Below are 18,209 nucleotides of genomic sequence, written 5' to 3' on the forward strand. Positions count from 1 at the left end.
TCAATGGGGCGCTTCGCCGCCGGCTTCAAGGGCCGGTCCCGCGCGCCAGCCCGGCCGGCGCAGCGTCTCGACCACCTCGCGGACCTGCAGCCGCGCCGCCTCCAGCCCCCGGCCGGTGTCGATGACGAAATGGGCGCGGGCGCGCTTTTCGGCGTCGCGCATCTGGCGCGCCAGGATGGCGTCGAGTTTTTCGGCGGTCATGCCCGGGCGGGCGAGCACGCGGGCCCGCTGCGTCTCGGCCGGGGCGGAGACGACGACCACGGCGTCGACGCGTTTTTCGCCGCCGGTCTCGAACAGCAGGGGAATGTCGAGGACGACGAGGTCGGCCCCGTCGCGCGCCGCGCGCTCGAAGAACTCGGCGCGGGCCGCGCCGACCAACGGGTGGACGATGGCCTCCAGCCGCTTGAGCGCCTCGGGGTTTCCGACCACCTGGGCGCTGAGCGCGGCGCGGTCGACCGCGCCGTCCTTCACCACGCCGGGGAAAGCCGCCCCCACCGGCCCAACCGCCGCGCCGCCCTCGGCGTAGAGGGCGTGGACCTCGGCGTCGGCGTCGTAGACCGGAGCGCCCTCGGCGGCGAACATCGCCGCCGTCGTCGACTTGCCCATGCCGATGGAGCCGGTGAGGCCGACGACGATCACGCCGCGCCTCGCAGGGCGGCGAGCGCCAGGGCGCGGGCGTCGACTTCGGCGGGCGGCGGGCGGCCGAAGAAGGCTTCGAACGAGGGCATGGCCTGGCGGATCAGCATCTCCAGCCCGTCGACCGCCGGGCGGCCCGAGGCGGCGGCCCGGCCCAGAAGATCGGTGCGCAGCGGTTTATAGACCATGTCCATGACCACGGCGGCCGGCGGCAGGGCGTCGATGGCGAGGTCGAGCGGTTGGCCGCCGGCCAGGCCCAGCGAGGTGGCGTTGATCAGCGCTCCAGCGCCGCCGAAGGCGGCGTCGCGTTCCTCCCAGCCGAAGGCCCTAACCTTAAGCCCCAGGGCGGCGGCGATGGCCTCGGCGCGGGCGCGGGTGCGGTTGACGACGCGGACTTCGGGCGCGCCGGCGGCCAGCAGGGCGGCGACCGCCCCCCGCGCCGCGCCGCCCGCGCCCAGCACCACGGCCGGCGCGGCGGCGGGCGAAAAGCCGGGGGCCTGGACCGCCAGGGCCTGCAGCAGGCCGAAGCCGTCGGTGTTGTCGGCGCGAATCCGGCCGTCGGTCTCGAAGACCAGGACGTTGGCCGCCCCGGCGGCGCGGGCCAGGTCGCTGGCCTCGTCGGCCAGGGCCAGGGCCTCTTCCTTGAACGGCAAGGTGACGTTGAGACCGCGCACCGCCCCGCCGCGCAGGCCCTCGACGAAGGCGGCGAAACGGTCGGCCGGCGGGGCGAAGGCGACATAGACCCCGTCGATCCCGGCGCCGGCCAGCCAGGCGTTGTGCAGGATCGGGCTTAGAGAATGGCGCACCGGCGCGCCGGCCACGCCGGCCACCACCGTGGCCCCGGTGATCGCCGGCCGGCTCACAGCGGCAGCACGCCGTGGCGGCGCAGAAGGTCGAGCAAGCCCATCAGCGGCAGGCCGAGGATGGTGAAATAGTCGCCGTCGATCCGGTCGAACAGCTGCACCCCCTCGCCTTCGAGCTGGTAGCAGCCCACCGAGCTCAGGGCCGCCTCGCCGTTGCGGGCCAAGTAGCCGTCGAGGAACGCGTCGGTGAACGGGCGCATGCGCAAGGTGGCGGTGACCACCTCGCGCCAGATCGGCGCGCCGTCGCGGGCGACCACCACCGCCGAATGCAGCTTGTGGCTCCTGCCGCGGAAATCCTGCAGGCGCGCGCGGGCCTCGTCCAGGCTGGCGGCCTTGTCGTAGAGCCGGCCGTCGAGATCCAGGGTCTGGTCGGTGCCGACGACCAGGCCGGCGGTCTTTTCCGAGACCCTGACGGCCTTGATCTCGGCCAGGGCGTCGGCGATGTCGCGCGGCCCCGCGCCGTCAGCCAGCATGGCCGATTTCACCGCGTCCTCGTCGACGCCGGCGACCCGGGTCTCGAAGGAGACGCCGGCCCCGCGCAGCAGCGCGCCGCGCGCCGCGCTCTTGGACGCCAGGATCACCGGGATCACGACGACAGCACCTCCACCTGCCCCTTGCCGGAGGTCAGCACATTGATCACCGCCGCCGCCGTCTCCTCGACCGAGCGGCGGGTGACGTCGATCACCGGCCAGCCGTGCCGCTCGAACAACCGCCGGGCGCGGATGATCTCCTCGCGCACCGCCTCGGTGTCGATATAGCTGCTTTCGCGCTCCTCGCGCAGGTTGAGCAGGCGGTTGCGGCGGATCTGCAGCAGGCGGTCGGGCGAGACGGTCAGGCCGACGACCTGGGCGTGCTTGAGACTGAACAGCTGGGCCGGAGGATCGGCCCCCGGCACCAGCGGCACGTTGGCCGCCCGCACGCCGCGATGGGCCAGATAGATGCAGGTCGGCGTCTTCGACGTGCGGCTGACCCCGACCAGCACCACGTCGGCGCGCTCCAGCTCCTGGGCGCCCTGGCCGTCGTCGTGGCCCATGGCGTAGTCGAGCGCGTCCATGCGGTTGAAATAGTCGTTGTCGAGATTGTGCTGGGCGCCGACCCGGGTGGACAGCGAGGCGCCGAGATAGCGGGACAGGGCCGAGACCAGCGGATCGAGCGCGGCGATGCAGGCCATGTCCAGGTCGCGGCAGCCCTGCTCCAGCGCCGCGCGCAACTCCTTGTCGACGATGGTGTGCAGCACCACGCCCGGCGCGCCCTCGATCTCGTGCAGCACCCGCTCCAGCTGACGGGGCGAACGCACCAGGGCGTAGATGTGCTCGATCGGCAGCACGTCGTCGAAGCGGGCGCACACGGCCTTGGCCATGGCGTTCAGCGTCTCGCCCGTGGAGTCGGAGACGAGATGGACATGGAAATAGGTCGCGAAGCGCGCGGCGGTCATCGCGCCATTGTTTCCCGCGTGGCGGGCCCGATGTCCATGGCCGATCGGCCGATCATGGTTTCCGGAGCCTGTGGAAGCATCGTTAACTCCGTCTTAACCCTTGTCGGGCGAATTGGACGAAACCTGGGATGGAAACGTCCCGGTCGCGGCCCGCCAGGGCCGACGGTGGAGAACGACCCGGTTCGACCGGCGGTCGTCCCCATGCCCGATCCCATTGTGGATTCCTGTCGCCCGACGGCTTGGCCGGCGCGGGGGAAAAGTCTATGACTCGCTGGTCCGCCCTCCGACCGCGTTAAGAATTCATTAATGATTTCGGGTGGTTGAGAGTTGTCCACGTCATCCACAGACGCCTTCGCTCAACAGGGAAAGCCTCGGTGCGACAAGGGGAAAGCCTGCGTATGACCGGGCCGCGCCGACCAGTCATCCCCACGGCGCCCTGGTCCAACCTCTTCCTCCTCAATATTCTTATTAATCTTTTATTTAAGAGTTGGTTCGGGGCGGGGAGGACAAAAGGACCGATCAAGCGGGCTTGAGCCTTCGGGCTGGAGCGTCTTTAAGGACGGCCATGACGACGCCCTCTCCCGCGCCCGCCCGCCCCGCCTTGCTGCGCGTCCTGGCGGGCGAGACCCTCAAGCGGCCGCCGGTCTGGTTCATGCGCCAGGCGGGGCGCAGTCTTCCGGAATACCGGGCTTTGCGGGCCAAGGCCCCGGACTTCATTTCGTTCTGCCTCGATCCGGCGATGGCGGCCGAGGCGACCTTGCAGCCGATGCGGCGGTTCCCGTTCGACGCGGCCATCGTCTTCGCCGACATCCTGCTGATCCCCCGCGCCCTGGGCCAGGACGTCTGGTTCGAGACGGGCGAGGGCCCCAAGCTCGGGCCGCTGCCCGACATCGGCCGGCTGGCCGACAATGTCGAGGCCTCGGTCGAGCGGCTGTCCCCGGTGGGCGAGACCTTGTCGCGGGTGCGCGCGGCGCTGGAGCCTGAGCGGGCCCTGATCGGCTTCGCCGGGGGGCCGTGGACGGTGGCGACCTATATGATCGAGGGCGGCTCCAGCGATCGCAGCCGGGCGCGGACCTTCGCCTACGAGCACGCCGACAGGCTGGACGCCCTGATCGAGGTGCTGGTCGAGGCCACCACGCGCTATCTGGTCATGCAGGCCGGCGCCGGCGCCCAGGCGCTCAAGCTGTTCGAATCCTGGGCCGAAGGGCTTTCCGAGGACCTGTTCGAGCGCCTGGTGGCGCGGCCGCACGCCGAGATCGTCCGCCGGCTGCGCTTGGCCAGGGTGACGGCGCCGGTGATCGGTTTCCCGCGCGGCGCCGGCGGCCTGGTCGAGACCTACGCCGGGACGGTCGACGTCCAGGCGGTGGCGCTGGACGTCCAGGCCCCGGCGGCCCTGGGCCGGCGCATCCAGGCGGGCAAGGCCATCCAGGGCGCCCTCGATCCGCTGCTGCTGCGCGCCGGCGGCGCTGCGCTGGATCGCCGGGTCGATCAGCTTCTGGAGCAATGGGGCCAGGCGCCGTACATCTTCAATCTGGGGCACGGCGTTCTGCCGGACACCCCCATCGCCCATATCGAGCAGACGCTCGCCCGGGTGGTTCGGGACTGAGGAAGAGCCTTGGCGCGTGACAGCGGGCAGATGCGGCGGATCGCCGTGGTGTTGTTCAACCTCGGCGGCCCCGACGGCCCCGGGGCGGTGCGGCCGTTCCTCTACAACCTGTTCTCCGATCCGGCGATCATCCCCTGGCCCGCGCCGTTCCGGCAGTTGCTGGCGGCGCTGATCTCGCGGACCCGCGAGAAGGCTGCCAAGGCCAACTATGCGCTGATGGGCGGCGCCTCGCCGCTGGCGCCGGAGACCGAGGCGCAGGCCCGGGCCCTGGAGACGGCGCTCGCCGCGCGCATCCCCGGATCGACGGTCAAGGCCTTCGTGGCCATGCGCTACTGGCGGCCGATGAGCGACGAGACGGCCGCGGCGGTGGAGGCCTTCGCCCCCGACGAGATCGTGCTGCTGCCGCTCTATCCGCAGTTCTCGACCACCACCACGGCCTCGTCGTTGAAGGCCTGGGCGGCGGCCTATCGCGGCGGCGGCCGGGCCCGGGCGGTCTGTTGCTATCCGACCGAGGCCGAGCTGGCCGAGGCCCACGCCCGCCGGATCGAGGCGGCCTGGCGCGAGGCGGGCTCGCCCGACAAGGTGCGGCTGCTGTTCTCGGCGCACGGCCTGCCGCAGAAGGTGGTCGACGGCGGCGATCCCTACCAGGCCCAGATCGAGGCCACCGCGGCGGCGGTCGTCGCCCGGCTGGAGGCGGCCTGGGACTGGAGCGTCTGCTACCAGAGCCGGGTGGGACCGATGGCCTGGATCGGCCCGGCCACGCCGGACGCCATCGCCCAGGCGGCGCGCGAGGGCCTGGGCGTGGTGGTGGCCCCCATCGCCTTCGTCTCCGAGCATGTCGAGACGCTGGTCGAGCTGGACCATGAATACGCCGCCCTCGCCGCCGACCTGGGCTGTCCGGCCTATGTTCGGGTTCCGGCCCTGGGGGTGGATCGGGTGTTCATCGACGGCCTGGCGCGGATCGCGGTCGAGGCCCTGGCCCGTGACGGCGGGGTCCGGCCGGCGGGCGATTGGGCGTGCGCGGCCTGTTGGCCGAAATGCGCGAGGGACCAGAGGACGGGAGCGGCGGCGTGAGCGATTTCCTGATCGGCCAGTACGATCTGTTGCGGGGCCTGCACATCATCGGCGTCATCGCCTGGATGGCGGGAATGCTCTATCTGCCGCGGCTCTACGTCTATCACGCCCGGGCGACGCCGGGCTCGGAGATGGACGAGACCTTCAAGGTCATGGAGCTGAAGCTGCTGCGGATTATCATCAATCCGGCGATGATCTTCACCCTGGTCATGGGTCTTGCGCTGATCTGGGTCGATGGCCACATACGCGGCTGGAGCTTCCTGGCCCAGCCGTGGATGCTGACCAAGCTGGCCGGCGTGGTGTTCCTGTTCGGCTGGCACGGGTTCCTGTCCAAGGCCCGCCGCGCCTTCGCCGAGGGCCGCAACACCCGATCTGAGAAGTTCTGGCGCGCCACCAACGAACTGCCGTTCATCGTGGCGATCATCATGGTGCTGGCGGTGACGACCGAGTTCGGCCGCCGCTGACGACGGGGTCGGGCTTTCAGGGCCTGGCCAGGCAGGGGGCGATCACCGCCGCCAACACCCGGTCGTCGGCCGGCAGCCTGAACTCGGCCTCCAGGACCGGGCTCGGCTTGCCCGAGGCGGCCGGCGGCAGGGCGATGCGAAGCGGCCGGCCGGCGGCGGCCTTCCAGGCCAGGGCCTCGGCCGCATCCAGCCGGAACGACAGGTTGAAACGCTCGGACGTCGTCCACCAGCCCGAAACATTGCGCGGCGGCGCGGCACGGCCGTCGAGGGCGACCGTCAACAGCTTATGGGTCTCGCCCCAGGCGTCGGGTCCCTCATAGGGCGACAGGTCGAAGCCGGTTTCGCCGCCTAAGCGCAGGTTGGCGCTGATCGGCGATCCGGCCCGGCATTCGACGACCAGCTCGGCCGGGGCCTGGTTCGGCCCCACCTGCAATCGGCCGGTGGTGGTCGCGGCGCGAAGCGGAGCCGCCGGTTCGGGACGGCTCTCAACCCAGGCCGGCGGGGCTGGCGGCGGCTGGGCGTCGGGCATGACGGTCTCCTCGCGGGCGGCGCGCCCGGCCCGCAGGCTGACACGTCGATGCGGCCGACGGAAGACCGGCGCGCGTCGGGGCCTTGACCTGCCGCCGCCCATGTGGTTCCGCTGGCTGCGAAGCGTCGTCGCAAGCCGACGTTCCCCTCTCTCCACGGACCCGCGCCCGAGCCGTCCGCTCCGCGCCGCGACGGTCCGCCTCCCGCTCCGCGCCGCGTGCGCACATCAATTTACCTGAGGGCCGCTTGGCCCTCGCTCGTTCCGGCGGATCGCCGGCGCGAGCCTTTTCGACAGAGTCATCATCATGCAAGACGAAAACCAAACCGAAGCCGCGCAGGACGAAACCCTCGTCGCCGACGCGGCCGCCGCCATCGAGGACGCCGCCGATCTCGGCGATGAGCTCGGCGGCGCCGAGGACGACGGTCCCGAAGAACCGACCGCCGCCGCCAACGCCATCGCCGCCATGGGCCTGACGCGCATGTCGCTGCAGGAGCTCAAGGACAAGTCGCCGGCCGATCTGCTCGCTTTCGCCGAAAGCCTGGAGATCGAGAACGCGAACGCCATGCTCAAGCAGGACATGATGTTCGCCATCCTCAAGGGCCTGGCCGAGGAAGGCGTTGAAATCTCCGGCTCGGGCACCATGGAGGTGCTGCCGGACGGCTTCGGCTTCCTGCGCAGCCCGGAAGCCAACTACCTGCCCGGGCCCGACGACATCTATGTCAGCCCCTCGCAGATCCGCAAATTCGGCCTGCGCACCGGCGATTCGGTCGAGGGCGGCGTGCGCAGCCCGCGCGAGGGCGAACGCTATTTCGCCCTGGTGAAAGTCGATCAGGTCAACTTCGAGAGCCCGGAGAACGTCCGCCACAAGGTGGCGTTCGACAATCTGACGCCGCTCTATCCCGACCAGCGCCTGACCATGGAGATCGACGATCCGACCCTGAAGGACCGTTCGGGCCGGGTCATCGACATCGTCGCCCCGCTGGGCAAGGGCCAGCGCTGCCTGATCGTCGCCCCGCCGCGGGTCGGCAAGACGGTGATGCTGCAGAACATCGCCAAGTCGATCGAGACCAACCACCCCGAATGCTATCTGATCGTGCTGCTGATCGACGAGCGGCCGGAAGAAGTCACCGACATGCAGCGCACGGTGAAGGGCGAGGTGGTCGCCTCGACCTTCGACGAGCCGGCGACCCGCCACGTCCAGGTGGCCGAGATGGTCATCGAGAAGGCCAAGCGCCTGGTCGAGCACAAGCGCGACGTGGTCATCCTGCTGGACTCGGTGACGCGTCTGGGCCGGGCCTACAACACCGTGGTCCCCTCCTCCGGCAAGGTGCTGACCGGCGGCGTCGACGCCAACGCCCTGCAACGGCCGAAGCGGTTCTTCGGCGCGGCGCGGAACATCGAGGAAGGCGGCAGCCTGACCATCATCGCCACCGCCCTGATCGACACCGGCTCGCGCATGGACGAAGTGATCTTCGAAGAGTTCAAGGGCACCGGTAACTCGGAAATCGTCCTTGATCGGAAGGTCGCCGACAAGCGCGTGTTCCCGGCGATGGACATCCTCAAGTCCGGCACCCGCAAGGAAGAGCTGCTCACCCCGAAGGACGTGCTGCAGAAGACCTATGTCCTGCGCCGCATCCTCAACCCGATGGGGCCGCAGGACGCCATCGAGTTCCTGCTCGACAAGCTGCGTCAGAGCAAGAACAACGGCGACTTCTTCCAGTCGATGAACACCTGATCGCGCGGTCGACGCCGATCTCCGCGACAGAGGAGCCGGGCCCTGGGGCCCGGCTCTTTTGCTTTGCGGCGCGGCCTTGGGATCAGGGGATCAGCAGGGTCGCGCCGGTGGTCGCCCGGCCCTCCAGCGCTTCGTGGGCGCGGCGGGTTTCGGCCAGCGGAAACTCCTGGCCGATGTCGATCCTGACCGCGCCCGAGGCGATGGCCGCGAACAGGGCGGCGGCGCTGGCGTCCAGCTCTTCCGTCGTGGCGACATAGTCGAACAGGGTCGGCCGGGTGAAGAACAGCGAGCCGGCCTGGGACAGGCGCAGCGGCGCGAACGGCGGCACGGGTCCCGAGGCGTTGCCGAAGCTGACGAAGGTTCCCCGCCGGGCGAGGCTGGCCAGGGTCGCCTCGAAGGTCTCGGCCCCGACCCCGTCATAGGCGACGGCGACGCCCTTGCCGCCGGTCAGCTCGCGGACCCGCGCCGCCACGTCCTCGTCGCGATAGAGGATGACGTGGTCGCAGCCGTAGGTCCTGGCCAGGGCCGCCTTGTCGGCCGAGCCGGCCGTGCCGATGACCACGGCCCCCAGCGACTTGGCCCACTGCGCCAGGATCGAGCCCACCCCGCCGGCGGCTGCGTGGACCAGGATGGTCTGGCCGGCCTGGACGCGATAGCACCGCCGCAGCAGGAACTCGGCGGTCATGCCCTTGAGCATCGCCGCGGCGGCGGCGCGCGACGACACCCCCTCCGGCGTGCGCACGGCGCGTTCGGCGGGGACCACGTGGAACTGGGCGTATGCCCCGGCCGGGCCGTTGCCGTAGGCGGCGCGGTCGCCGACCTTGAAGCGGGCGACCCCCTCCCCGACCGCATCGACGACGCCGGCGCCTTCGAGGCCGAGCACCGCCGGCAGCTTCATCGGATAGAGGCCGCTGCGCTGGTAGGTGTCGATATAGTTGAGGCCGACCGCTTCGTTGCGGATGCGGATCTGACCGGGACCCGGCTCGGGCGTGGAAAGCTCGACGACCTCCAGGACCTCGGGGCCGCCGGCGCGGACAGCTTGAACAGCCAGCATCGCCGCGCCTCAGGCCAGGTTGGTCTTGAAGAAGGCCGCCGTGCGGCCCTCGGCCAGGGCGGCGTCCTTGGCGTCGTAGTGCTGGCCGCCCTTGCGCGCGAAGGCGTGGTCGCGGCCGGGATAGGTGTGGATCTCGATCTGGGGGTGGTTCTTCAGCGCGGCCAGGATCAGCTCCTGGGCCGGCTTGGGCACGAACTGGTCTTCCTCGGCGATATGCATCAGCAGCGGATGGGCCAGCTTGGCCGCTTCGCCGGTGAACTTCTCGATCCCGACGCCGTAGAAGGCGACCGTGGCGTCGCTGTCGGTGCGGGCGGCGGTCAGGAAGGCCAGCAGGCCGCCGAGGCAGAAGCCCACCGCCCCGACCTTGCCGGTGCAGCCGGCGTCCTTGCGGATGGCGTCGATGGTCGCGGCGATGTCGGCGACGCCCTTTTCGACGTCGAAGGCGTTGTAGAGTTCGAAGGCCTTTTTCCATTCCGCTTCGGAATGGTCGGTGATGTCGACGCCCGGCTCGATCCGCCAGAACAGGTCCGGGCAGATGGCGAGATAGCCTTGGGCCGCCAGGTCGTCGGCGACGCCGCGCATGACGGCGTTGACCCCGAAGATCTCCTGGATGACCACCACGGCCGGCGCCTTGGCGGCGGCGGGGCGGGCGACATAGGCGCTGAAGTCGCCGTCGGGGGTGGTGACGGTCAGGCTTTCATGGCTCATGGTTTTCGCTCTCCGTTTATGTCCCAGGGGGTAGTAACGCTCTGGGCCGCGAAGCGCCCATAACAAAGTCGTGCCCCCGCCCGATTGCGGGGCGCGCCCAGGAGACGAAGGCCGGCCATGAAGGTGACGATCGAGATCGACTGCACTCCGCAGGAGGCGCGCGCCTTCCTCGGCCTGCCCGACGTGTCGGCCCTCAACGAGCGGCTGACCGCCGAGATGCAGAAGCGCATGGACGCCAACATCGCCATGCTGCAGCCCGAGGAGCTGATGAAGACCTGGAGCGCGTTCGGCGACCAGGCCCAGGAGCAGTTCCGCCGGCTGATGGCGGCGGCGGCGGCCGGGGCGGCGGGCAAGCCCTGAGGACGCAAGGCGGATCGATGTCGGATACCATTTTCGCCCCGGCCACGGCGCCGGGACGCGCGGCGGTGGCCGTGGTCAGGTTGTCGGGTCCGCGCTCGGCGGACGTGGTGGCGCGGCTTTGCGGCGGCCTGCCGGCGCCGCGGCTGGCGTCGCTGCGCCGCCTTCGCCGGCCGGGGGACGGCGAGACCATCGACCAGGCCCTGGTGCTGTGGTTCCCCGGGCCGGCCAGCTACACCGGCGAGGACTGCGCCGAGTTTCACGTGCATGGCGGCCAGGCCGTGGTCGAGGCCGTGGTCGAGACCTTGGCCGCCCTCGGCCTGAGGTTGGCCGAGCCGGGGGAGTTCACCCGCTTGGCTTTCCAGAACGGCAAGCTGGACCTGGCCCAGGCCGAGGCGGTGGCCGACCTGGTCGACGCCGAGAGCGAGGCCCAGCGCCGCCAGGCCCTGTCGCAGCTGGATGGGGCGTTGAGCGACCGTTACGCCGCTTGGCGGGCGTCCCTGATCGAGAGCCTGGCCCTGCTGGAGGCGGGCGTCGACTTTCCCGACGAGGAGCTGCCCGAGGACCTGGCGGCGCGGGCCCGGCCCGGCCTTGCGGCGCTGATCGCCGAGCTGGACGCCGCCCTGTCCGACGCCGCGCGGGGCGAGCGGGTGCGCGACGGCTTCCGCGTCGCCCTGATGGGCGCCCCCAACGCCGGCAAGAGCAGCCTGCTCAACGCCCTGGCCGGCCGCGACGCCGCCATCGTCACCGCCCAGCCGGGCACCACGCGCGACGTCATCGAAACGCCGCTGGTGCTGGAAGGCTACAAGGTGCTGCTGGCCGACACCGCCGGGGTGCGGCGGGCCGAGGATGTGATCGAAGCCGAGGGCGTGCGTCGGGCGCGGGCCTGGGCGGAAAGCGCGGCCCTGCGCCTGTGGGTGGTCGATGGCGCGGCGGGCGACGGCCATTGGCGGGAGGCGGCGGGCTTGCTGCGGGCCGGCGACATCTGCGTGATCAACAAGGCCGATTTGCCGGCGTCCGGCGACGGCGAGGCGGCGCGCAAGCACGCGGCGGCCGTCGGGGCGACGATGGCCTCCGTGTCGTTGACCACGGGCCTGGGCCTGGACGAGCTGACCGGGCGCCTGCGCCGGACGGTGGTCGCCGCCTTGAGCGGGGCCGATTTTCCCGCCGCGACGCGGGAGCGGCATCGCGGCCGGCTGGTGGAGGCGCGGGATCACCTGGGCCGGGCGGTCGAGATGCTGGACGCCGAGGTCGAGCTGGCGGCCGAGGATGTGCGGCTGGCGGCCCGATCGCTGGGCCGCATCGCCGGCCGGGTGGACGCCGAAGACGTGCTGGACCGGGTGTTCTCCAGCTTCTGCATCGGCAAGTGAGGCGGTGTTTCACGTGAAACATCGCCGTCGCCAGTCGCCTGCCCTGGGTCCGATGTTTCACGTGAAACACGCCTGACCGACTCGCCCTCCCCGGCCCTTTCGGCTATAAGAAGCTCCGCGCCCCCGCTCGCCGGGGGCGTTCCTCGTTCAGCCTCGGTTTCGATGACCCGCACCTTGTCCTGGGATGTGATCGTGATCGGCGGCGGCCACGCCGGCTGCGAAGCCGCCGCCGCCGCCGCGCGCTTCGGCGCGCGCACGTTGCTGTTGACCCACAAGATCGAGACCATCGGCGAGATGTCCTGCAACCCGGCCATCGGCGGCCTGGGCAAGGGGCATCTGGTGCGCGAGATCGACGCTCTCGACGGCCTGATGGGCCGCGTGGCCGACGCCGCCGGCATCCAGTTCCGCCTGCTCAACCGCTCCAAGGGCCCTGCGGTGCGCGGCCCCCGCGCCCAGATCGACCGCCGTCTTTATCGCGAGGCCATGCAGGCCGCCCTCGCCGCCCAGCATGGCCTGGACATCGTCGCCGAGGCGGTCGAGGACCTGATCGTCGAGGATGGCCGGGTCGCCGGCGCCGTCGGCGCCACGGGAAACCTCTATCGGGCCCCGCGCGTGGTGCTGACCACCGGCACCTTCCTCAAGGGGTTGATCCACCTCGGCGACAAACGCATCCCGGCGGGCCGGGTCGGCGACGCGCCGTCGATCGGCCTCGCCGACCGGCTCTACGCGCTCGGCCTGGACATGGGGCGGCTGAAGACCGGCACCCCGGCGCGCCTCGACGGCCGCACCATCGCCTGGGACCGCCTGGAGATGCAGGCCGGCGACGACCCCGCCACGCCCTTTTCGTTCCTGACCGCCAGTGTCGACCGGCCGCAGGTGTCCTGCGGCGTCACCTACACCACCGAGGAAACGCACCGGATCATCGCCGAGCGACTCAGCGAGTCGGCGGTCTATGGCGGCCGCATCCACGGCCGGGGCCCGCGTTACTGCCCTTCGATCGAGGACAAGGTCGTCCGCTTCGCCGACAAGACCAGCCACCAGATCTTCCTGGAGCCGGAGGGTCTCGACGACGACACCGTCTATCCAAACGGCGTCTCGACCTCGGTGTCCGAGGAGACCCAGTCGCTGTTCCTGCGCACCATTCCCGGCCTGGAGCAGGTCGAGGTCAAGCGGTTCGGCTACGCCATCGAATACGACTATGTCGATCCGCGCGAGCTGTCGCCGCTGCTGGAGGTCAAGCGCCTGCCCGGCCTTTATCTGGCTGGCCAGATCAACGGCACCACGGGCTACGAGGAGGCCGGCGCGCAGGGGCTGGTGGCCGGGCTGAACGCCGCCCGCGCCGCCTCGGGGGCCGAGCCCGTCTCCTTCGCCCGCGACGAAGCCTATATCGGGGTGATGATCGACGACCTCGTCACCCGTGGCGTCACCGAACCCTATCGCATGTTCACCAGCCGGGCCGAGTTCCGGCTGTCGCTGCGCGCCGACAACGCCGACCAGCGCCTGACCGCGCGCGGGACGGCGTTGGGCGTGGTCGGGGCGGAGCGGGCCCGCGCCTATGAGGCCAAGGCCGAAAAGCTGGCCGCCGCCCGCGGCTTGGCCCGCGATCTCAAGCTGACCCCGGCCGAGGCCGCCCGCCTGGGCTTCAAGGTCAACGCCGACGGCCAAAGGCGCGACCTGCTGCAGATGCTGGCCTATCCCGGCGTCGACCTGCAGGGTCTGGCGGCCGTCTGGCCGCAGATCGCCACGTGGGACGCCGCCACCCGCGAGCAGATCGAGATCGACGCGGCCTATGCCGGCTATCTCGACCGCCAGGCCGCCGACGTCGAGGCCTTCCGCCGCGACGAGGACCTGCGCCTGCCCGCCGATCTCGACTATGCCGGGCTGGGCGGCCTGTCCAACGAGGTGCGCGAGAAGCTGGACCGCATCCGCCCGCTGACCCTGGGCCAGGCGGCCCGCATCGAAGGCGTCACCCCCGGCGCGATCACCGCCCTGTTGGCCCATGTCCGTCGCGCCCGCGTCGCTTGAGGCCGCGCCCGTGCGCGTGGTCGACGCCGCCGGCTTCCAGGCCGCGTCCGGCGCGACCGACGCCCAACTCGCCGACCTTGCCGTCTTCCTCGACCTGTTGGCCGAGTGGAACGAGAAGATGAACCTGGTCGGGCCGGCCACCCTGCCCGATTTCTGGTCGCGGCACGCCTGGGACAGCGCCCAGCTGCTGCGTTACGCGCCGCAGGCCCTCACCTGGGCCGATCTCGGCGCCGGGGCCGGGTTTCCGGGCTTGGTCCTGGCCATCCTGCTCAAGGGCGTCGCCGGCGCCCAGGTGCATCTGGTCGAGAGCATGGCCAAGCGTTGCCGCTTCCTGGCCGAGGTCAGCACGCGTCTGGCCCTGCCGACGACGATTCACAACATACGTGCGGAAGAGTTGTCGCTTTCCGTGGATATCGTCACGGCCCGGGCTTGCGCGCCCATGGCGCGGCTGCTCGGGTACGCCCGGCCCTACCTGAAGCGAGGCGCGACCGCCTTGTTTCTAAAGGGTCAAGATGTTGAGGTTGAATTGACTGAAGCCACAAAATATTGGATTTTTCAGGCTGAGCTCAGGCCCAGCTTGAGCGATCCGCGTGGCCACGTCGTCGAGGTGAAAAGGCTGTCTCGTGCCAAAGTCTGACCCCAACGCCGCCGCCGGGGCATACCCGGCCCTACGGGTGCTGTCGGTGTCCAACCAGAAGGGCGGGGTCGGCAAGACCACCACCGCCATCAATCTGGGCACCGCCCTCGCCGCCGTCGGCGAGCGGGTGCTGATCCTCGACCTCGACCCGCAGGGCAACGCCTCCACCGGCCTGGGCGTTTCGCGCAGCCAGCGTTCGACCACGGCCTACGACGTCCTGGTCGGCGGCCAGCCGCTGGCCCAGGCGGCGGTGGCCACCTCGCTGCCGGGCCTGTTCATCGTGCCGTCCGACCCGGACCTGTCGGGCGTCGAGCTGGAGCTGGCTGGGGCCGACCGCCGCTCGTACCGCCTGCGCGACGCCCTGGCCGACCTGCGCGCCGACGAGGGTCGCGACCGCTTCACCTATGTGCTGATCGACTGCCCGCCGTCGCTGAACCTCCTGACGGTCAACGCCATGACCGCCGCCGACGCCGTGCTGGTGCCCCTGCAGTGCGAGTTCTTCGCGCTGGAGGGCCTGACCCAGCTGATGCGCACGGTGGAGCTGGTGCGCGGCAGCCTCAACCCCAAGCTTGAGATCCAGGGCGTCGTGCTGACCATGTACGACCGGCGCAACAGCCTGTCGGACCAGGTGGCCGAGGACGTGCGCTCGCACTTCGGCGACAAGGTCTACGACACGGTGATCCCGCGCAACGTGCGGGTGTCGGAGGCGCCGTCCTTCGGCAAGCCGGTGTTGATCTACGATCTCAAATGCGCCGGCAGCCAGGCCTATCTGAAGCTGGCCCGCGAGGTCGTCAGCCGCGAACGCGCAAGACAGGCGCGGGCGGCCGCTTGAACATGAAGGATACGGTTATGGCCGCGGAAAACCGCCGGGGATTGGGTCGTGGCCTGTCGGCCCTATTGGGCGAGGCCGAGGTTTCTCCGGCCGGCGAAGGCGCCCCCGCGACGGCGACGGCCGGCGTGCGCGAAACGCCGATCGAGCTGATCCGCCGCAATCCCGACCAGCCGCGCCGGCATTTCGTCGAGGCGGACCTCGAGGAGCTGGCCGCGTCGATCCGCGAAAAGGGCGTGCTGCAGCCGATCCTGGTGCGCCCCGCCCCCGGCGCGCCCGGCGAGTACCAGATCGTCGCCGGCGAGCGGCGTTGGCGCGCCGCCCAGCGCGCCGGCCTGCGCGCCCTGCCCACGGTGATCCGCGAGCTCGACGATCTGCAGGTGCTTGAGATCGGCATCATCGAGAACGTCCAGCGCGCCGACCTCAACGCCATCGAAGAGGCCCTGGGCTACAAGGCGCTGCTGGAGCGGTTCGGCCGCACCCAGGACGCCGTGGCCGAGGCGGTCGGCAAGAGCCGCAGCCATGTCGCCAACGCCCTGCGCCTGCTCAACCTGCCCGACGAGGTGCAGGAACACCTGATCACCGGCCGGCTGACCGCCGGCCACGCCCGAGCCATCGCCTCGGCGCCCAATGTCGCGGCCCTGGCCCGCCAGATCGTCGACGAAGGCCTGTCGGTGCGCGAGGCCGAGGCCCTGGCCCGCAAGGCGGCCAATCCCGAGGGCCCGGTCGGCGGCCGGGCCGCCCGGCCCGCCATCGGCGGGGCGAGGGGCAAGGACGCCGACACCCGGGCGCTGGAGGAAGACCTCGCCGACGTCCTCGGGCTGGAGGTGGCCATCGACGATCGCGGCGGCGTCGGCGAACTGCGCATCCGCTACGCCACCTTGGAACAGCTAGACGAGCTCTGCCGCCGGCTCACCCGTTCGGCGGGCTGAGCTTCCAAGGCCGGTTTCGGGACCTTTTGGGGCTGGTTCAGCCCGGCGTCCGGCCTGGGATCGGGGCGTCGGGATCGGCGGCTGGCCGAGGGTGAGGCGGCGGGGGGGCCACAGGTGCCGGTTCGACCGGTACGGGCGCGGCCACCGTCGCTGGCGGCGTCACCGCGACCACGGGATCCTGAACGGGGGACGCCGAGGGCTCGCTGACGGTCGCCGGAGCGGCCCCGGCGGCGGCCGGAAGGCCAGACGCGGCCCCTGAGGGCCTTCGCGCCGCTGTCTTCGCCACTTTAGCCGGACCCGGGCTTGCAGGATTGCGCGCCGCCGCCGGCATGGCCGTGGCGGTCTCTGGGACCGTGACAGGCTTGGCCGCCTCGGCCACGGTCGGTTGGCTGGGCGGCGCGGCCGGCGTGGCCGTCACGGGCGGGATCGGCGTCGCCGTCCGGCCCTGCGGCCGACTGAGCATCGCCGCCGCGCCGGCGGCCAGCGCCAAGGCCCCCGCGCCCGCAAGGGCCAGGTAGAGGCCGGTCCTGCGCCGTTCGGGCGTGTCCTTCCCGATCGGCGAGATGACCATGGCCTCGGCGGCCAGGACCGGACCGGGCGAAGGGCTCTGATCCGGCTCCTGCGCCGGCGCTGATGCGGGTTCCGGGCGCGAAGCGGCCGCAGGGGCAGGGGCAGGGGCCGGCTGCGGCGCAGGGGCCGGCTTGGCCTGGCGCGGCGCCGGCATCACCGATCCGGTGAGGATGCTCGGCCTCGGCGGCGGCGGGACGGCCGGCGGCGACGCTGGCTTGGCCGCGCGCGGCAACGGCCCCAGCTGAAAGGTGGTCGGCGGCAGGCGTCCCCACGGACTTGGCCGGGCGTAGAGGTTGGACGGCGACGTGTCGTCGGTGTCTGACGGCGGCTGCATGCGCTCCCCCGGCCGCCTGCGCGGCTTTTACTGGCGCCCCCGCCCGACGCGGGGCGAAAACCCGCGCGCGCGACACCCTGGCTCCGAACTTAGCCGGTTCTGTGGCCGCCCCTATCGCACCAGCAGCACGTCGCCCCGCAGCGCCGACAGCATGCGGGCGGCCGCCCCGCCGATGATGGCGCTGGTCAAGGCGCCGCGGCTTTCGGCGCCCAAGACCACCAGATCGGCCCCGACGGTATGGACATAGTCGGCGAGCAGGCCGGGCGCGTCCCCCGGCTCGACCACGGTCGCAAGGCCTAGAGCGGCTTCCGGACCGCTTTTGCGCAGGAACTTGTCGACCTCCTTGCGGGCCAGTTCGCGCAGCTGGTCGCGATGCTCGTCCAGGTTCACCCTGCCCCGCGCCGGCGGCTGGAAGGCGTGGAACAGCTCGACGGCCGCGTCCGGGAAATAGGCCAAGGCGGTATGGATGGCCCGCGTCGACGGCTTGGAGAAGTCGAGCCCGACCACGACGCGGCGATAGGGCCCACGGGCGCGGTCGCTGACGATCAGGGTCGGCGCCGGCGAGGTGCGGGCCAGCCGCTCCACCAGCCGGCCGAGAATGCGCGGGCCCAGCGCCGGATCGCGGGCGATCCCCGTGACGATCAAGCCGGCGGCGTGGGTCTCGGCGAGGTCGGCGACCACGTCGGGCGGGTTTCCGGAACGGACTTCGACCTTCAGCCGCACCGCCGGATCGGCGACGTCGGCCTCGACCAGGCGGCGGACCAGATCGGCCGGCGCGCCGTCCCGCCGCCAGGCCGGCGCGTCCTTGTCGGGCGCGGCCTCGGTCTCGATGACGTTGGCCACCACCAGCTCGGCGTCCCAGGCCCGCGCCAGCTGCACAGAGCGGTCCATGGCCCGGTCGCAGCGGGCGCTGAGGTCGGTGGCCAGCACCAGGCGTTGCGGCCTTTGGTCGTAGATCGGGCTGGGGGGCATGGTCGGCCTTTCCGGGATCGGCGCGCGGGACGGCGCCCGGCGGACGGGCCGCCTCGCACCTGTTCAACGCGTGGACGCG

At 71.4% G+C, this 18,209-nt stretch carries 19 protein-coding genes; 11 read left to right on the forward strand and 8 right to left on the reverse strand.

All coding sequences use genetic code 11. From position 1 onward, the window contains the following. From coaE to C5708_RS06245, 4 genes are read right to left on the reverse strand one after another with little or no spacing between them, the layout of a single operon-like run. Positions 1–639 (reverse strand): dephospho-CoA kinase, encoded by a 639-nt coding sequence (coaE, locus tag C5708_RS06230; protein ID WP_242919009.1) that lies wholly within the window; start codon positions 637–639, stop codon positions 1–3. Then, a complete protein-coding gene (aroE, locus tag C5708_RS06235) occupies positions 636–1,499 on the reverse strand; it encodes a shikimate dehydrogenase (protein ID WP_242919010.1) in 864 nt (287 codons plus the stop codon). Before aroE ends, coaE begins: the two co-directional genes overlap by 4 nt. Beyond that, a complete protein-coding gene (locus tag C5708_RS06240; protein WP_242919012.1) occupies positions 1,496–2,089 on the reverse strand; it encodes a Maf family protein in 594 nt (197 codons plus the stop codon). The genes aroE and C5708_RS06240 overlap by 4 nt, the downstream gene beginning before the upstream one ends. Next, complete coding sequence (locus tag C5708_RS06245) at positions 2,086–2,934, reverse strand: pyruvate, water dikinase regulatory protein (RefSeq protein WP_242919014.1); 849 nt, start codon at positions 2,932–2,934, stop codon at positions 2,086–2,088. The genes C5708_RS06240 and C5708_RS06245 overlap by 4 nt, the downstream gene beginning before the upstream one ends. 565 nt (positions 2,935–3,499) lie before the next feature. Here C5708_RS06245 and hemE point away from each other — a divergent pair. From hemE to hemJ, 3 genes are read left to right on the forward strand one after another with little or no spacing between them, the layout of a single operon-like run. Then, positions 3,500–4,540 (forward strand): uroporphyrinogen decarboxylase, encoded by a 1,041-nt coding sequence (gene hemE / locus C5708_RS06250; protein WP_242919016.1) that lies wholly within the window; start codon positions 3,500–3,502, stop codon positions 4,538–4,540. 30 nt (positions 4,541–4,570) lie between these two features. Next, positions 4,571–5,614 (forward strand): ferrochelatase, encoded by a 1,044-nt coding sequence (gene hemH, locus C5708_RS06255; protein WP_347567004.1) that lies wholly within the window; start codon positions 4,571–4,573, stop codon positions 5,612–5,614. Further along, positions 5,611–6,078 carry a protoporphyrinogen oxidase HemJ gene (hemJ, locus tag C5708_RS06260; protein ID WP_242919018.1) on the forward strand — a complete coding sequence of 156 codons (468 nt, stop codon included), beginning with the start codon at positions 5,611–5,613 and terminating at the stop codon, positions 6,076–6,078. Before hemH ends, hemJ begins: the two co-directional genes overlap by 4 nt. Before the next feature lie 16 nt (positions 6,079–6,094). Here the strand turns inward: hemJ and C5708_RS06265 are convergent, their stop codons facing one another. Continuing rightward, on the reverse strand, positions 6,095–6,607 hold the full coding sequence (locus C5708_RS06265) for a hypothetical protein (RefSeq protein WP_242919020.1): 513 nt from the start codon (positions 6,605–6,607) through the stop codon (positions 6,095–6,097). 304 nt (positions 6,608–6,911) lie between these two features. On the opposite strand from C5708_RS06265, the gene rho reads away from it, so the two are divergent. Beyond that, entirely contained in the window at positions 6,912–8,342 is a 1,431-nt protein-coding gene (gene rho, locus C5708_RS06270) for a transcription termination factor Rho (RefSeq protein ID WP_242919022.1), read from the forward strand. 82 nt (positions 8,343–8,424) lie between these two features. Here rho and C5708_RS06275 read toward each other — a convergent pair whose 3' ends face one another. Next, complete coding sequence (locus tag C5708_RS06275) at positions 8,425–9,396, reverse strand: quinone oxidoreductase (protein WP_242919023.1); 972 nt, start codon at positions 9,394–9,396, stop codon at positions 8,425–8,427. 9 nt (positions 9,397–9,405) lie between these two features. Then, the gene (locus C5708_RS06280) at positions 9,406–10,104 is read right to left on the reverse strand and encodes a dienelactone hydrolase family protein (protein ID WP_242919025.1); all 699 of its coding nucleotides are present in this window, start codon (positions 10,102–10,104) and stop codon (positions 9,406–9,408) included. Positions 10,105–10,221: 117 nt separating this feature from the next. Between C5708_RS06280 and C5708_RS06285 the strand changes: the two genes are divergently transcribed. From C5708_RS06285 to C5708_RS06315, 7 genes are all read left to right on the forward strand, one after another. Beyond that, positions 10,222–10,464, forward strand: coding sequence for a DUF6489 family protein (locus tag C5708_RS06285; protein WP_242919027.1), 243 nt, complete (start codon positions 10,222–10,224; stop codon positions 10,462–10,464). Positions 10,465–10,481: 17 nt separating this feature from the next. Continuing rightward, complete coding sequence (gene mnmE, locus C5708_RS06290; protein ID WP_242919029.1) at positions 10,482–11,831, forward strand: tRNA uridine-5-carboxymethylaminomethyl(34) synthesis GTPase MnmE; 1,350 nt, start codon at positions 10,482–10,484, stop codon at positions 11,829–11,831. A gap of 162 nt (positions 11,832–11,993) precedes the next feature. Continuing rightward, complete coding sequence (gene mnmG / locus C5708_RS06295; RefSeq protein ID WP_242919031.1) at positions 11,994–13,856, forward strand: tRNA uridine-5-carboxymethylaminomethyl(34) synthesis enzyme MnmG; 1,863 nt, start codon at positions 11,994–11,996, stop codon at positions 13,854–13,856. Further along, positions 13,831–14,493 carry a 16S rRNA (guanine(527)-N(7))-methyltransferase RsmG gene (rsmG, locus tag C5708_RS06300; RefSeq protein WP_242919033.1) on the forward strand — a complete coding sequence of 221 codons (663 nt, stop codon included), beginning with the start codon at positions 13,831–13,833 and terminating at the stop codon, positions 14,491–14,493. The genes mnmG and rsmG overlap by 26 nt, the downstream gene beginning before the upstream one ends. Continuing rightward, entirely contained in the window at positions 14,480–15,325 is an 846-nt protein-coding gene (locus C5708_RS06305; RefSeq protein ID WP_242919035.1) for a ParA family protein, read from the forward strand. The genes rsmG and C5708_RS06305 overlap by 14 nt, the downstream gene beginning before the upstream one ends. A 17-nt stretch (positions 15,326–15,342) precedes the next feature. Next, on the forward strand, positions 15,343–16,254 hold the full coding sequence (locus tag C5708_RS06310; RefSeq protein ID WP_242919036.1) for a ParB/RepB/Spo0J family partition protein: 912 nt from the start codon (positions 15,343–15,345) through the stop codon (positions 16,252–16,254). Between the two features lie 353 nt (positions 16,255–16,607). Then, on the forward strand, positions 16,608–16,772 hold the full coding sequence (locus C5708_RS06315) for a hypothetical protein (RefSeq protein WP_242919038.1): 165 nt from the start codon (positions 16,608–16,610) through the stop codon (positions 16,770–16,772). A gap of 497 nt (positions 16,773–17,269) precedes the next feature. Here the strand turns inward: C5708_RS06315 and C5708_RS06320 are convergent, their stop codons facing one another. Further along, positions 17,270–18,130 carry a universal stress protein gene (locus C5708_RS06320; protein ID WP_242919040.1) on the reverse strand — a complete coding sequence of 287 codons (861 nt, stop codon included), beginning with the start codon at positions 18,128–18,130 and terminating at the stop codon, positions 17,270–17,272. Between the last annotated feature and the right edge of the window lie 79 nt (positions 18,131–18,209).

This window comes from Caulobacter sp. CCUG 60055 (assembly GCF_022750545.1).
Taxonomy (GTDB): Bacteria; Pseudomonadota; Alphaproteobacteria; order Caulobacterales; family Caulobacteraceae; genus PUIC01.